Raw genomic sequence first — 12,751 nt, 5'->3', positions numbered from 1 at the left:
GGCAACGTCCAACGCCAGCTGGCTGCACAACGGCTGGGGCGCGCGCCTGTATCAACCGCCCGGGCGTGCCAGGCTCAGCGCGCCTGGCGCTCCAGCGCCTTGACCAGCTGCGCCGGCGGCACGTAGCCGCCGAGCTGGGTGCCGTCGGCCGCGAACACCGCCGGGGTGCCGCTCACGCCGACCTGCTGGCCGAGGTCGTACTGCATCGCCACCGGGCTGGTGCAGTTCTTCGGGGCAACCGGCTGGCCCTGCTTGGCATGGGTCAGCGCCTGGCGGCGGTCGGTCGCGCACCAGACCGAGATCATGTCGGTGAAGTCCTTGCTGGCCGGGCCCATGCGCGGGAAGGCCAGGTATTCCACGGTGATGCCCAGCTTGTTCAGTTCCGGGATGTCCTGGTGCATCTTGCGGCAGTAGCCGCATTCGATGTCGGTGAACACGGTCAGGGTGTGCTTGGGATTGGGCGCGGCGAACACGATCCGATCGCCGCGCGGCACCTTGTCCAGCAGGGCCTTGCGGTAGGCCAGCAGGCCGGCGCTGCTGGCCGGGGCGCGGTTCTGGATGTCGTACGGCTGGGACTGCATCAGGTAGCGGCCGTCGTCGGAGACGTACAGCACCTGACCGCCGACCAGCACTTCACGGAAGCCCGGGAACGGTGCGGCGCCGACGTAGTCCGGCTTGAACTTCGGGTCCAGCCCGGCCAGCGCGCTGCGCACGGTCTGGTCGGCATTGGGATTGTCTTTGGCGGCCGGGGCGGCAGCGCTGCTGCCCGGCTTGGCGGCCGGCGTGGCACCGGGAGCGGCCGGCTGGGCGCAGGCGGTCAGGCTGAGCGCACCGAACAGGGCCACGGTAAGAACTCGACGCATCGTTACATCCACGGGAGAGAGTGGGCGGATTCTCGCACAGGCGCCCGGGCGCAGCCTGTGAGGCCGAGGGATTTCTGGAAGTCGCTGCCGGCGGGGCCGACGATGATTCCTTCCCCCGAATCGATTCCCAGCCATGCGCATTCCCTCCTCCCTGCTCTGGTTCAAGGCACAGCTTGGCAGCACGTCAGCCAAGGTGGAGCTGAGTGTCCGCTCGCCCCATGACGGCAATCGCTTCAGGACCGCCTTGGTGGCGATCCAGAACCGGGAGGCGCGTTTGACCCAGGCGTGGCGGCGGGACCAGGTATCCGAACCGCAGCTGCTCAACCGCACCCGCTACCTCACCGACCTGCGCCAGACGCTGTACCAGAACGCATCGCCGATGGCACACAGCCGGTCCATGCACGACATGCTGACCCGCATCAGCAACCCGTCGCCGGTGCCGGCGGCGCGAAGCCTCTCGGGATCGCTGGAGTCGCTGGCATCGCGCACCTCGACCAGCTCCAGGACGTCGGTCACGTCCAACGAACAGTTCCAGGACCGCGCCCTTGCGGCATTGGCCGATGCCGTGTGGAAGGGCCAGTTGAATTCGCTGAAGGATCTGCGCGCGGAAGTCCTGGCCACCGCCGACCTCCTCGCAGACGCCGATCCCGCCCGGAGTCAGTCCGAGGTGGTGGCAGCGGTGTTCGACACGCTGCAGGCGCGTGCGCCGGTCGGATCGGGCATGAGCGCCGAATGGAGCGTGGTGCGCTACCTGCGGCGGGAAATGCTGACCAACAGCGACGGCCCGAGCGGGCGCGTGGCCACCGACAGGCTGGTCGACCCCGACAACCCCGACCGCTTCACGGCGTTTCTCGCCCGACCGCTGCCCACCGGCGATGCCCCGCCGAAGCCGCCCCGCGTTGGCCAGCCCCGCGCCATCAGCCTGGCGCGCGACTGGCGACCGGGTGAATCCAACGCCTGAGGCGGCGCTAACCGCGCGGATGGTGCTTCGCGTGCAGCTTCTGCAGATGCTCGCGCGCGACCAGGGTGTAGATCTGGGTGGTGGACAATGAGCTGTGGCCGAGCAGCATCTGCAGCGCGCGCAGGTCCGCGCCACGGTTGAGCAGGTGGGTGGCGAAACTGTGGCGCAGGCCGTGCGGGCTGATCCGCACCGGGTCGATCCCGGCCAGCACGGCGTACTTCTTCACCAGCGCCCAGAACTGCTGCCGGCTCAGCGGATGCAGTGACAGTTCAAGGAACAGCGGCACGCTGCCGTCGCGGGCGGCGGGCACCGTGCGGGTACCGGTCAACTGCGGGCGGGCTTCGCGCAGGTAGCGCTCCAGCCAGTGCTGGGATTCCTCGCCCAGCGGCACCAGCCGTTCCTTGCTGCCCTTGCCGGTCACCCGCAGCACGCCCTGGCGCAGGTTGACCGCGTTGGCCGGCAGGTCCACCAGCTCGCTCACGCGAAGGCCGGCGGCGTACATCAGCTCGAGCATGGCGCGGTCGCGCAGGCCGAGGGGCTGCTCCACGTCGGGCGCGGCCAGCAGCGCGTCGATCTGGCTTTCGGCGAGCGCCTTGGGCAGCAGCCGCGGCAGCCGCGGCGGGTCCAGCAGCGCACTGGGGTCTTCGCTGCGCAGCCCGCGTCGCAGCGCGTCGCCGTAGAACGCACGCAGCGCCGACAGCAGGCGCGCATTGCTGCGCGGCGACCAGCCGTGTTTCGCACGCCAGGCCAGGTAGTCGAACAGGCCGGCGCGGTCGATGCCGGCCAGGCCGCCGCCGGTGCCGTCGCGCCAGCGCGCCAGCCCTTCCAGGTCGCGCCGGTAGCTGTCCAGGCTGGCCCGGGCCAGGCCCTGCTCTGCCCAGATCGCGTCGAGGAAGTGGCGGATCGAGGCGGCGTCGTCGGCACGCAGTTCGGGCAGGTGCTGCACCAGCTGGCGGCGCGCGGCGGGCGTGGAGGGGGTGGACATGCGCACAGGATACGCAGGTATGCTCGGCGCATGAGCACGCCGACCGTTGCCGCCACCGACACCCCCCGCCCGAGCGCGCTGCTGCACTGGCGGCTGCTGGCGCTGGTGTATGACTTCTTCCCCGCGCTGGCGCTATGGATGCTGGCAGGCGCGCTGTTCACCGCCGGCTATGCGGTGGGCCACGCGGCGCGGGAGAACATCGCGCCGTTCAGTGCGCTGCAATGGGCGCTATGGGTGTGCTGCTGGGTCGTCACCGGGCTGTACGCCACGATGAGCTGGCGGCGCGGCGGGCAGACGTTGGGGATGCGGCCGTGGCGGTTGCAGGTGGTGGGCGCCGATGGCACCGTGCCGACGGTGCGGCAGCTGTGGATCCGCTACGCGGTGGGCACCGTGTCGGTCCTGCTGGGCGGGTTGGGATTCTGGTGGGCCCTGGCCGACCGGGAACGTCTTACCTGGCACGACCGTGCAAGCGGTACACGGTTGCGACGCAATCCGAAACGGTAACGGGGTACGTGGTCCGGCCAACGGCCGGGGTTACCCCGACTTCCGCCGGAACAACATCCCCGACACCACCAGCATCACGATCGGCGGCAGCGCGTACGCGATGCGGTAATCGAACTTCAACGCGCCGGCCATGCGCCCGAAGAACAGCTGCAGCAGCCAGAAGCCCAGCGCGAACAGGATGCCCAGGAACAACCGCTTGCCCATGCCGCCGCTGCGCAGCGAACCGAAGGCGAACGGCACCGCTGCCAGGCACAGCGCCAGCACGTTGAGCGGGTAGAACCAGCGGCTCCAGTAGATGTCTTCGTAATCGCGCGCGTCCAGTCCGTTCCGCTTGCGGTACTCGATGCTGGTGCGCAGGTCGCGCGCGGCCAGGTTGCGCGGCTTGGAGAAGCCCGTTGCCAGCGCGCCCGCATCCAGCTGCGAATCCCACTTCTCCGACTCGGCCGTTGTGCGCGTGGCCGAGCGTTCATTGAACGTGTCGCGACGCACCTTGTTCAAGGTCCAGCCGCTGGCGTCATGCACCACCGATTCGGCGTGGGTCAGCGATGCGATCTTGCCGTCCTCGGCAATCTTGTACAGACGCACGTCGTTGAGCACCAGGCGCGTGCCGGCGCCCGGCAACAGCTGCTCGTCGCCGCTGCCCGCACTGAGGAAGGTGTCGCCTTCGCGTACCCACACCCCGGAATAGCGCGAGGACGCCAGGCTCTGCCCGGACTTCGCGCTGGCCTTGATGCTGTCCGAGCGCTGCTGGGCCCACGGCGCCAGCGTTTCGCCGTTCACCACCATCACCGCGGTCATCAGCGACAGGGCGATTGCCACCGAGGCGCTGAGCCGCTTGCGCGACAGCCCCAGCGCGCGCAGCGCAGTGAGCTCGGAGGTAGCCGCCATCTGGCCCAGGCCCATCAGCGCGCCGATCACCGCCGCGGTGGGGAAGAACGTGTAGGCCCGGCGCGGCACGGTGTAGAGCACCCCGGCCGCCGCATGGCCGAGCGTGTACCCGCCCTTGCCCACGTCCTTGAACTCGCCGGAGAAGGCCATGACCACATCGAGGCCGACCAGCACGGCCCAGGTGATCAGGACGGTGCTGAACACCGCCCGGCCCAGGTACAGGTCGAACCGCATCGGAAGAAGCTTCATGCGGTCCTCCGCGGGCGCGACAGCTTGCCGTCACGCAGGTACATCCAGATCGCCAGCGCCAGCAGCGGCAGGCTCAACCACCACAGCCCCACCGTGCCCGACAGCTTGCCGTCGGCGATCCAGCGGGTACCAATGAACATCAGATTCATGCCGACCATGTAGGCGAGGAAGGCCAGCATCATGCGGCCGTAGCGTTGCTGGCGCGGCGAACTGCGCGCCAGCGGCACGGTCATCAGCGCGAACGCCAGCGCGATCAGCGGCGGGGTGATGCGCGAATGCAGCTGCGCCTGCGCCTCCGGGCGCGCGTCGCCGAACAGCTGGGTGGTCGGCAGCAGCTCGGGGTCTTTCTCGTCGCGGGTCACCGCCCCGTCGGGCAGGGCCACGTCGTTGCGGGCGAAGCGCATCAGGCGGTAGTCCAGCCCACCGTTGGCCGGGCCCTCGATCTGGTGCCCGTCGTCCAGCTGCAGGTAGCGCTGGCGGTCGCCTTCGAAGAACATTTTGCCGCTGGCCGCCGACGCCACCTCGATCCGGTCCCCGCGCGAACGCTGCAGGAAGATCCGGCCCAGGCCGCTGCCGTCAGGGCTCACCGAGGACAGGTAGACCACCCCGCCGTTGGGCAGCATGGTGAATTTGCCCGACTCCAGCCCGGCCATGACCAGGCTCCGGTTGGCGCTTTCGATCATCTGCTCGCTGGTCCGGTCGGCCCAGGGCCCCAGCCACATCGAGCACAGGCCCACCAGCCCCACCACAGGCAGCACCAGCATGAGCACCGGGCGCAACAGCCGCTTGGGCCCGACCCCGATGGCGGTCAGCACCGCCATTTCCGAGTCCCGGTACAGCCGCGCAACCGCCAGCAGCATGCCCAGCATCAGCGCCAGCGGCAGGATCAGCGGCATGTAGACGATGAACTGCAGGCCCAGCTGGGAGAACAGCAGCTTGGCCGGGAGGCGGCCGTCGGCGATGTTGCCGAGGATGTCCACCAGCACGCCACCGACGCTTACGACCAGCAGGACGATCAGGGTGGCCAGGAAACTCTGGACGAAATCACGCAGGAGATAGCGATCGAGCTTCGACATGGGGCGGTGGTTTAAACTCTCGGATTCGTTCGCGTGGCTGCCCAGTCTACTGACGGGACGTAAACAGCTCGCGATTGTACGGATTTGCCAACGGAATCTGATCAATGGCCCTCGAATTTACCCTGAATCACGCAGCCCCGGCATCGGCTGAGGTCGACTGCGTCATCGTCGGCGCCTACGCCGACCAGACCCTGAGCCCGGCGGCGCAGGCCCTGGACGCCGCTTCCGGTGGCCGCCTGGCCGCCCTGGTCGCCCGCGGCGATGTCAGCGGCAAGACCGGCGCCACCACCCTGCTGCATGACGTGGACGGCGTGTCCGCCCCGCGCGTGCTGGTGGTCGGGCTGGGCGAACCGGCCAAGTTCGGCGTGCCGCAGTACCTCAAGGCGGTCGGCGACGCCAGCCGGGCGCTGAAGAGCGGGGTCGTCCGCCACGCGCTGTTCACCCTCTCCGAGCTGGAGATCAAGGGCCGCGACGCCGCGTGGAACATCCGCCAGGCCGTGATTGCGGCCGACCACGCCAGCTACCGCTACACCGCCACCCTGGGCACGAAGAAGCCGGAGGCCCCGGGCCTGGCCACGCTGGCCATCGCCGGCACCGACGCCCAGGCGCTGCTGCAGGGCCAGGCCATCGCCGCCGGCGTGCAGCACGCCCGCGAGCTGGGCAACCTGCCGCCCAACCTGTGCACCCCGGCCTACCTGGCCGAGTCCTCGGTCGCCTTCGCCCAGGCCCACGCCGGCGCTGAAGGCGAGATCCTGGACGAAACCGCCATGGAAGCCCTGGGCATGGGCTCGCTGCTGGCCGTGGCCCGTGGCTCGGCCAACCGCCCGCGCATGGTGGTGCTGAAGTGGAACAACGGCGGCAGCGCCAAGCCGTACGTGCTGGTCGGCAAGGGCATCACCTTCGACACCGGTGGCGTGAACCTGAAGACCCAGGGCGGCATCGAGGAAATGAAGTACGACATGTGCGGTGGCGCCAACGTCATCGGCACCTTCGTCGCTGCGGTCACCGCCAAGCTGCCCTTGAACCTGGTGGTAGTGGTGCCGGCCGTGGAAAACGCCATCGACGGCAACGCCTACCGTCCGTCCGACGTGATCACCTCGATGTCGGGCAAGACCATTGAAGTGGGCAACACCGACGCCGAAGGCCGCCTGATCCTGTGCGACGCGCTCACCTACGCGCAGCGCTTCGAGCCGGCCGCGCTGGTCGACGTGGCCACCCTGACCGGCGCCTGCCTGGTCGCGCTGGGCCACCAGACCGCCGGCCTGATGACCAAGCACGACGACCTGGCCAACGAGCTGCTGGCCGCCGGCGAGCACGTGTTCGACCGCGCCTGGCGCCTGCCGCTGTGGGACGAGTACCAGCCGATGCTGGATTCCAGCTTCGCCGACGTCTACAACATCGGCGGCCGCTGGGCCGGTGCGATCACCGCCGGCTGCTTCCTGTCGCGCTTCACCGAAGGCCAGCGCTGGGCGCACCTGGACATCGCCGGCGTGGCCAGCGACGAAGGCAAGCGTGGCATGGCCACCGGCCGCCCGGTCGGCCTGCTGACCCAGTGGCTGCTGGACCAGGCCGGCCGCGCCCATGTCGCGGGCTGATTTCTACCTGATCGCCAAGCCGCGGTTCCTGACCGAACCGCTGCGCCTGGTCTGCGAGCTGGCCCGCAAGGCCAATGACGCCGGGTTGCAGACCCTGGTGCTGGCCCGCGACCAGGCCCAGGCCGAGGAGCTGGACGAGCTGCTGTGGTCGTTCGACGACGATGCCTACATTCCGCACCAGATCGCCGGGGAAGACGCCGACGAGGAAGAAGCCTTGGTGCTGATCGCGGTGCCCGGCAGCACCGCCCCGTCGCGGCCGCTGGTGATCAACCTGCGCGACGACCCGTACCTGGGCGCCTGCGACCGGGTGCTGGAAGTAGTCCCGGCCGACCCGGCCGCGCGCGAACCGCTGCGCGAGCGCTGGCGCCAGTACAAGGCGCTGGACTTCACCCTGAACAAGTACGACATGTAAGCCCGTGCCGGCGCCCTTGATCGGGCTGGCCGGCGCCCTGATCCTTTATTCATTGCCTCCTGGTTGCCCCCGCATGACCCAACTTGCCTCCAGCTACGACCCCAAGACCTTCGAAACGGCGCTGTACGACGCCTGGGAGAAGGCCGGGCACTTCAAGCCGTCCGGCAAGGGCGAGCCGTACACCATCCTGCTGCCGCCGCCGAACGTGACCGGCACGCTGCACATGGGCCATGCCTTCCAGCAGACCCTGATGGACGCGCTGGTGCGCTACCACCGCATGCGCGGCTACGACACGTTGTGGCAGGTGGGCACCGACCACGCCGGCATCGCCACTGAAATGGTGGTCTCGCGCAACCTGGCGCTGGCCGGCAACGGCGAAAGCCGCGACTCGCTGGGCCGCGAGGGCTTCATCGAGAAAGTGTGGGAATGGAAGGCGCAGTCGGGCGACATCATCGAGCGCCAGATGCGCCGCATGGGCACCTCGGCCGACTGGTCGCGCAGCACCTTCACCATGGACCCGCAGCCGTCCGAAGCGGTGGTCGAGGCGTTCCTGCGCTGGCATGAGCAGGGCCTGATCTACCGTGGCCAGCGCCTGGTCAACTGGGACCCGGTGCTGAAGACCGCCATTTCCGACCTGGAAGTGGAAAGCGTGGAGGAAGACGGCTTCCTGTGGTCGATCGCCTACGCGCTGGAAGACGGCGCCAGCTACGAGCACGTCGAGCGCGACGCCGACGGCGTCGAGACGCTGCGCGAAACCCGCCCGTACCTGGTCGTGGCCACCACCCGCCCGGAAACCCTGCTGGGCGATACCGCCGTGATGGTGCATCCGGAAGACGAGCGCTACGCGCACCTGATCGGCCGCAGCGTCACCCTGCCGCTGACCGGGCGCAGCGTGCCGGTGATCGCCGACGAGTACGTGGACCGTGCGTTCGGCACCGGCGTGGTCAAGGTCACCCCGGCGCACGACTTCAACGACTATCAGGTCGGCCTGCGCCACAACCTGCCGATGATCAACCTGTTCACCCCGGTGGCGGCGATCAACGACAACGCGCCGGAAAAGTATCGCGGCCTTGATCGTTATGAAGCGCGCAAGGTGATCCTGGCCGAGCTGGAAGCGCTGGGCATCCTGGTCGAAACCAAGGCGCACAAGCTGCAGGTGCCGCGTGGCGACCGCACCCAGCAGGTGATCGAGCCGTACCTGACCGACCAGTGGTTCGTGAAGATGGACGCGCTGGCAAAGCGCGGCCTGGAGCTGGTCGAGAACGGTTCGATCCAGTTCGTTCCGGCCAACTGGATCAACACCTACCGCCACTGGATGGAGAACATCCAGGACTGGTGCATCAGCCGCCAGCTCTGGTGGGGCCACCGCATTCCGGCATGGTTCGACGAGGCCGGCACCTGCTACGTGGGCCGCGACGAAGCCGACGCGCGCGCGCGCGCCGGGCTGGGCGCGGACGTGGTGCTGCGCCAGGACAGCGATGTGCTGGAAACCTGGTTCTCCTCGCAGCTGTGGCCGTTCTCGACCCTGGGCTGGCCGAACGAGCAGGCCATGGCTGAGCGTGGTTTCGAGCGCTACCTGCCGTCCTCGGTGCTGATCACCGGGTTCGACATCATCTTCTTCTGGGTGGCGCGCATGATCATGGCCACCGACAGCTTCACCGGGAAGATCCCGTTCAAGGACGTCTACATCACCGGCCTGATCCGCGACGCGCAGGGCCAGAAGATGTCCAAGTCCAAGGGCAACGTGCTCGACCCGCTGGACATCATCGACGGCATTTCCATCGACGACCTGGTCGCCAAGCGCACCACCGGGCTGATGAAGCCCAAGGACGCGCCGAAGATCGAGAAGCAGACCCGCAAGGATTTCCCGGACGGCATCATTGCCCACGGTGCCGACGCGCTGCGCTTCACCATCGCCGCGCTGGCTACCCATGGCCGCGACATCAAGTTCGACATGAGCCGCGCCGAGGGCTACAAGAATTTCTGCAACAAGCTGTGGAACGCCAGCCGCTTCACCCTGATGAACACCGAAGGTGCGCAGTTCAGCGGCGTGCCGCAACCGCGTACCGACGCCGAGCGCTGGATCCTGGCGCGACTGGCAGCCGTGTCGGCCGAAGCGCAGGGGCATTACGCCAACTACCGTTTCGACCTGCTGGCGCAGGCGCTGTATGAGTTTGCCTGGAACGAGTTCTGCGACTGGTTCCTGGAACTGACCAAGCCGGCGCTCAACGGCGACAACGCCGAGGATGCGGCCAGCACCCGCCACACCCTGCTGTACGTGCTGGAAGCGCTGCTGCGCCTGCTGCACCCGCTGACCCCGTTCGTGACCGAGCAGCTGTGGCTGCAGGTCGCGCCGCGCCTGGGCCTGGACGCGGACACCATTTCGCTGCGCGCCTACCCGACCGCCGAGGAATTCGCCGGGGACTACGCGCGCGCCGAAGCGGACGTGGAATGGCTGAAGTCGATGGTCAACGCACTGCGCCGCGTGCGCAGTGAATTGAACCTGCCGCCGGCCAAGCAGGTCTCGCTGCTGCTGCAGGGTGGCAGTGAAGAGGACCGCAACCGTGTTGCGCGCTTCACCTCGTCGCTGTCGTTCCTGCTCAAGCTGGAACGCATCGAATGGCTGGCTGCCGACGCGGACACCCCGCCGGCGGCCGCCGCCATCGTGGGCGAGCTGAAGCTGCTGGTGCCGCTGGAAGGCCTGGTCGACCTGGGCGCCGAACGCGCCCGCCTGGACAAGGAAATCGGCCGGGTGGAATCGGAGAAGGAGAAGAGCGCGATGAAGCTCTCCAAGTTCACCGACAAGGTACCGGCCGCCGTGGTCGAGCAGGAGCGCGTGCGCCTGGTCGAATGGACCACGCAGCTGGAAGGGTTGGTCGCGCAGCGCGCGAAGCTGTAATCAGGAATCGGGGTGGCGGCGTTTGTCGCCACCTTCGGGTAGAGCCACGCCCTGCGTGGCTGCGCCGATCACAACGGCGGCATCACCGTGATGTCGTCGTCCACCAGTTCCATCGCCATCACCAGCGCATCTTCGCGTCCGTCCTTGGCCGGGTAATACCGCGGCCGACGGCCAATCTCATTGAATCCTTCGCTGTGGTACAGCGCCACCGCGGGCGTGTTGGACGGGCGCACTTCCAGGAACACACGCTGCGCGCCGTGGTCGCGCGCCAGCTTCACCAGCGCGCGGAACAGTCTCCGCCCCAGGCCACGGGTCTGGCTGTACGGATCGATGCAGACATTGAGTACATGCGCTTCGTCGGCAGCGATGCTGAGCACGCCGTAGCCAACCAGTACGCCATCGTCTTCCATCGCCAACGCCGGATACCCGGCGCGCAGGCAATCCACGAAGATGCCGCGCGTCCACGGGAACGGGTAGCCGCGCAGTTCGATTTCCATCACCGCATCAAGATCGGCCTCGCGCAGTGCGCGCAGCGCCGGCGGGCGCGGCGAGCTGACCGCGCTCACGCGGTGCCCCGCTTGCGCAGTGCCCTCAACTGCGGCCACAGCGCGCGCTTGGCGGCCGCGTTGCCGCGCAGCTCGTCCAGGTTCCAGCTGGCCATCAACGCCTGGGTGTCAGGATCGTTCGGATTGCAGCCGGACGCGCGCAGCAGGGCGATCTGCAGCGGCGGCGGCATGCGGACGGCCGGGCGGCGGGCGCCGGTGCGGGTGGGCGCGGGTGTGGGCGCGGCGGGAGCTTCGGCCGCCGGCGCGTTGCGGCGAGGGGGGGTGGCCGGACCCGGGTCGCGGGTGGGGATTGCGTCCTGACGGGGATTGGCTTCGTTCAGCCGGGCAGGGCCCGGCTCTACCGCCGGGATCGTGCCCAGCTCGACCACCGGTTCGGGGCCCGCTTCGACGCTGCCGTCCACGAACACCGTGTACCCCATCGCCTGCAGCCAGGACTGCTGGGCGGGGGTCCACAGTGGCGGGGCGGCCGGCGCGCTCACGCGGTCGGCTCGGCCGACTTGCGGGTGCGCTGCCAGATCCAGCTGACCGGGCCGGACAGCGCATAGATCACGCCCATCGCGAACAGCACGCGCGGCAGGTCGATGACCATGATCGCAATGGCGATCGGCACCAGCGCCAGCGCCAGGAACGGCACGCGGTCGGCGCGCGGGCCCTTCTCGCCGCCACCCTTGAAGCTCCAGAAGCGGATCCGGCTGACCATCAGCAGGGCAGCGATCAGGGTCACGCCCAGCGCCACGTAGCGCAGTTCATTGCCATCCCAGCCCAGCGCGCCGTCGGCGAAGGCCCATACGAAGGACATCATCAGACCGGCGGCCGCCGGGCTGGCCAGGCCGATGAACCAGCGCTTGTCGACCACGCTGACCTGGGTGTTGAAGCGGGCCAGGCGCAGCGCCGCGCAGGCCGCATACAGGAAGGCCACCGCCCAGCCCACCCGGCCCATGATCGGGTCGTCGAACTTCAGCCACGACAGCGACCAGTGGTACATCACCAGCGCCGGGGCCATGCCGAAGCTGACCAGGTCGGCCAGCGAGTCGTACTGCACGCCGAATTCGCTGCTGGTGCCGGTCAGCCGGGCCACGCGGCCGTCCAGGCCGTCCATGACCGCTGCCACGAACACCGCAATGGCGGCATTGACGAAGTCGCCATTGGCGGCGGCGATGATCGCGTAGAACCCCGCGAACAGGCCGGCCGTGGTGAACAGGTTGGGCAACAGGTAAATGCTGCGCGAGCGCGGCGGGGGTTTCATCTGATCCATGCGGCCAGTTTAGTGGCTGCGGCCCGGTTTGGGGGGAGGCTTGCCAGCGCCGGGCGGGAATGCTGCAATCGCGCACCTGACCCCTTGCTGCCCGGAGTTGCCATGCGTGCCCTGCCCCTCGTGTGCTGCCTGCTGCTCGCCAGCGCTACGGCCAGCGCCGGAAACGTCTACAAGTGGAAAGACGCCAATGGCGTCACCCAGTATTCCGAGAAGCCGCCCACCGGCCAGCAGGCCGAGCAGCGCCAGATCCAGAACCGCGACCCGGCCGCCGGCCCCGTCACGGCCAAGGCAGCGGCCCCCGCCGAGTCGACCGACTGCACCAATGCCCGCAACAACCTGACCCTGCTCAACGGCAAGGGCGATGTGATGCAGGACACCGACGGCGACGGCAAGCCCGACAAGGCGCTGGACGCGGACCAGCGCACGGCCCAGAAGGGCCTGGCTGAAGCAGCCATCAAGGCGTACTGCAAGCCGGCGGCCTGACAGGCCATACACGGG

The 12,751-nt window shown here is 68.7% G+C and carries 13 protein-coding genes; 6 read left to right on the top strand and 7 right to left on the bottom strand.

The genetic code is table 11. The annotated features are described in order from the left end of the window. Window positions 1–74 precede the first annotated feature (74 nt). Window positions 75–863, bottom strand: coding sequence for a thioredoxin fold domain-containing protein (locus C2U58_RS13705; RefSeq protein ID WP_102946351.1), 789 nt, complete (start codon window positions 861–863; stop codon window positions 75–77). Window positions 864–996: 133 nt separating this feature from the next. Here C2U58_RS13705 and C2U58_RS13700 point away from each other — a divergent pair, with 133 nt between their 5' ends. After that, entirely contained in the window at window positions 997–1,824 is an 828-nt protein-coding gene (locus C2U58_RS13700; protein ID WP_102946350.1) for a hypothetical protein, read from the top strand. A gap of 7 nt (window positions 1,825–1,831) precedes the next feature. On the opposite strand, the gene xerD is transcribed toward C2U58_RS13700, so the two are convergent. After that, window positions 1,832–2,809, bottom strand: coding sequence for a site-specific tyrosine recombinase XerD (gene xerD, locus C2U58_RS13695; RefSeq protein ID WP_102946349.1), 978 nt, complete (start codon window positions 2,807–2,809; stop codon window positions 1,832–1,834). Between the two features lie 30 nt (window positions 2,810–2,839). Here xerD and C2U58_RS13690 point away from each other — a divergent pair, with 30 nt between their 5' ends. Next, window positions 2,840–3,313 carry an RDD family protein gene (locus tag C2U58_RS13690; protein ID WP_102946348.1) on the top strand — a complete coding sequence of 158 codons (474 nt, stop codon included), beginning with the start codon at window positions 2,840–2,842 and terminating at the stop codon, window positions 3,311–3,313. A 30-nt stretch (window positions 3,314–3,343) separates the two neighbouring features. On the opposite strand, the gene lptG is transcribed toward C2U58_RS13690, so the two are convergent. Further along, the gene (gene lptG / locus C2U58_RS13685) at window positions 3,344–4,450 is read right to left on the bottom strand and encodes an LPS export ABC transporter permease LptG (RefSeq protein WP_102946347.1); all 1,107 of its coding nucleotides are present in this window, start codon (window positions 4,448–4,450) and stop codon (window positions 3,344–3,346) included. Beyond that, complete coding sequence (gene lptF / locus C2U58_RS13680) at window positions 4,447–5,526, bottom strand: LPS export ABC transporter permease LptF (RefSeq protein ID WP_102946346.1); 1,080 nt, start codon at window positions 5,524–5,526, stop codon at window positions 4,447–4,449. The genes lptG and lptF overlap by 4 nt, the downstream gene beginning before the upstream one ends. Window positions 5,527–5,630: 104 nt before the next feature. Here lptF and C2U58_RS13675 point away from each other — a divergent pair, with 104 nt between their 5' ends. The 3 genes from C2U58_RS13675 (at window position 5,631) to C2U58_RS13665 (ending at window position 10,432) form a co-directional block, all read left to right on the top strand. Continuing rightward, a complete protein-coding gene (locus tag C2U58_RS13675; protein WP_102946345.1) occupies window positions 5,631–7,121 on the top strand; it encodes a leucyl aminopeptidase in 1,491 nt (496 codons plus the stop codon). Then, on the top strand, window positions 7,108–7,533 hold the full coding sequence (locus C2U58_RS13670) for a DNA polymerase III subunit chi (RefSeq protein ID WP_070207670.1): 426 nt from the start codon (window positions 7,108–7,110) through the stop codon (window positions 7,531–7,533). The genes C2U58_RS13675 and C2U58_RS13670 overlap by 14 nt, the downstream gene beginning before the upstream one ends. 73 nt (window positions 7,534–7,606) lie before the next feature. Beyond that, on the top strand, window positions 7,607–10,432 hold the full coding sequence (locus C2U58_RS13665) for a valine--tRNA ligase (protein ID WP_102946344.1): 2,826 nt from the start codon (window positions 7,607–7,609) through the stop codon (window positions 10,430–10,432). A 68-nt stretch (window positions 10,433–10,500) separates the two neighbouring features. On the opposite strand, the gene rimI is transcribed toward C2U58_RS13665, so the two are convergent. The 3 genes from rimI to pssA are packed head-to-tail and all read right to left on the bottom strand — an operon-like array spanning window position 10,501 to window position 12,253. Then, window positions 10,501–10,998, bottom strand: a complete 498-nt coding sequence (gene rimI / locus C2U58_RS13660) for a ribosomal protein S18-alanine N-acetyltransferase (RefSeq protein WP_102946343.1) — start codon at window positions 10,996–10,998, stop codon at window positions 10,501–10,503. After that, window positions 10,995–11,417: a hypothetical protein gene (locus tag C2U58_RS13655; protein ID WP_102946477.1), complete on the bottom strand. Its 423-nt coding sequence runs from the start codon at window positions 11,415–11,417 to the stop codon at window positions 10,995–10,997. Before C2U58_RS13655 ends, rimI begins: the two co-directional genes overlap by 4 nt. 56 nt (window positions 11,418–11,473) lie before the next feature. After that, complete coding sequence (gene pssA / locus C2U58_RS13650) at window positions 11,474–12,253, bottom strand: CDP-diacylglycerol--serine O-phosphatidyltransferase (RefSeq protein WP_102946342.1); 780 nt, start codon at window positions 12,251–12,253, stop codon at window positions 11,474–11,476. Between the two features lie 102 nt (window positions 12,254–12,355). Here pssA and C2U58_RS13645 point away from each other — a divergent pair, with 102 nt between their 5' ends. Beyond that, window positions 12,356–12,736, top strand: a complete 381-nt coding sequence (locus C2U58_RS13645) for a DUF4124 domain-containing protein (protein ID WP_102946341.1) — start codon at window positions 12,356–12,358, stop codon at window positions 12,734–12,736. Window positions 12,737–12,751 lie beyond the last annotated feature (15 nt).

Origin of the sequence: Stenotrophomonas sp. VV52, from assembly GCF_002893095.1 — a bacterium.
Classification (GTDB): domain Bacteria; phylum Pseudomonadota; class Gammaproteobacteria; order Xanthomonadales; family Xanthomonadaceae; genus Stenotrophomonas; species Stenotrophomonas aracearum.
The sequence above is the reverse complement of the archived record's forward strand: the minus strand, read 5'-3'. Positions and strand labels throughout refer to the sequence as shown.

Bases quoted from the DNA above. Each gene is read 5' to 3' on its own strand.
- pssA (WP_102946342.1), bottom strand. From the start codon at position 12,253: ATGGATCAGATGAAACCCCCGCCGCGCTCGCGCAGCATTTACCTGTTG.
- C2U58_RS13670 (WP_070207670.1), top strand. From the start codon at position 7,108: ATGTCGCGGGCTGATTTCTACCTGATCGCCAAGCCGCGGTTCCTGACC.
- C2U58_RS13675 (WP_102946345.1), top strand. From the start codon at position 5,631: ATGGCCCTCGAATTTACCCTGAATCACGCAGCCCCGGCATCGGCTGAG.
- C2U58_RS13690 (WP_102946348.1), top strand. From the start codon at position 2,840: ATGAGCACGCCGACCGTTGCCGCCACCGACACCCCCCGCCCGAGCGCG.
- lptG (WP_102946347.1), bottom strand. From the start codon at position 4,450: ATGAAGCTTCTTCCGATGCGGTTCGACCTGTACCTGGGCCGGGCGGTG.
- xerD (WP_102946349.1), bottom strand. From the start codon at position 2,809: ATGTCCACCCCCTCCACGCCCGCCGCGCGCCGCCAGCTGGTGCAGCAC.
- C2U58_RS13645 (WP_102946341.1), top strand. From the start codon at position 12,356: ATGCGTGCCCTGCCCCTCGTGTGCTGCCTGCTGCTCGCCAGCGCTACG.
- C2U58_RS13705 (WP_102946351.1), bottom strand. From the start codon at position 863: ATGCGTCGAGTTCTTACCGTGGCCCTGTTCGGTGCGCTCAGCCTGACC.
- C2U58_RS13665 (WP_102946344.1), top strand. From the start codon at position 7,607: ATGACCCAACTTGCCTCCAGCTACGACCCCAAGACCTTCGAAACGGCG.
- C2U58_RS13700 (WP_102946350.1), top strand. From the start codon at position 997: ATGCGCATTCCCTCCTCCCTGCTCTGGTTCAAGGCACAGCTTGGCAGC.
- C2U58_RS13655 (WP_102946477.1), bottom strand. From the start codon at position 11,417: ATGGGGTACACGGTGTTCGTGGACGGCAGCGTCGAAGCGGGCCCCGAA.
- lptF (WP_102946346.1), bottom strand. From the start codon at position 5,526: ATGTCGAAGCTCGATCGCTATCTCCTGCGTGATTTCGTCCAGAGTTTC.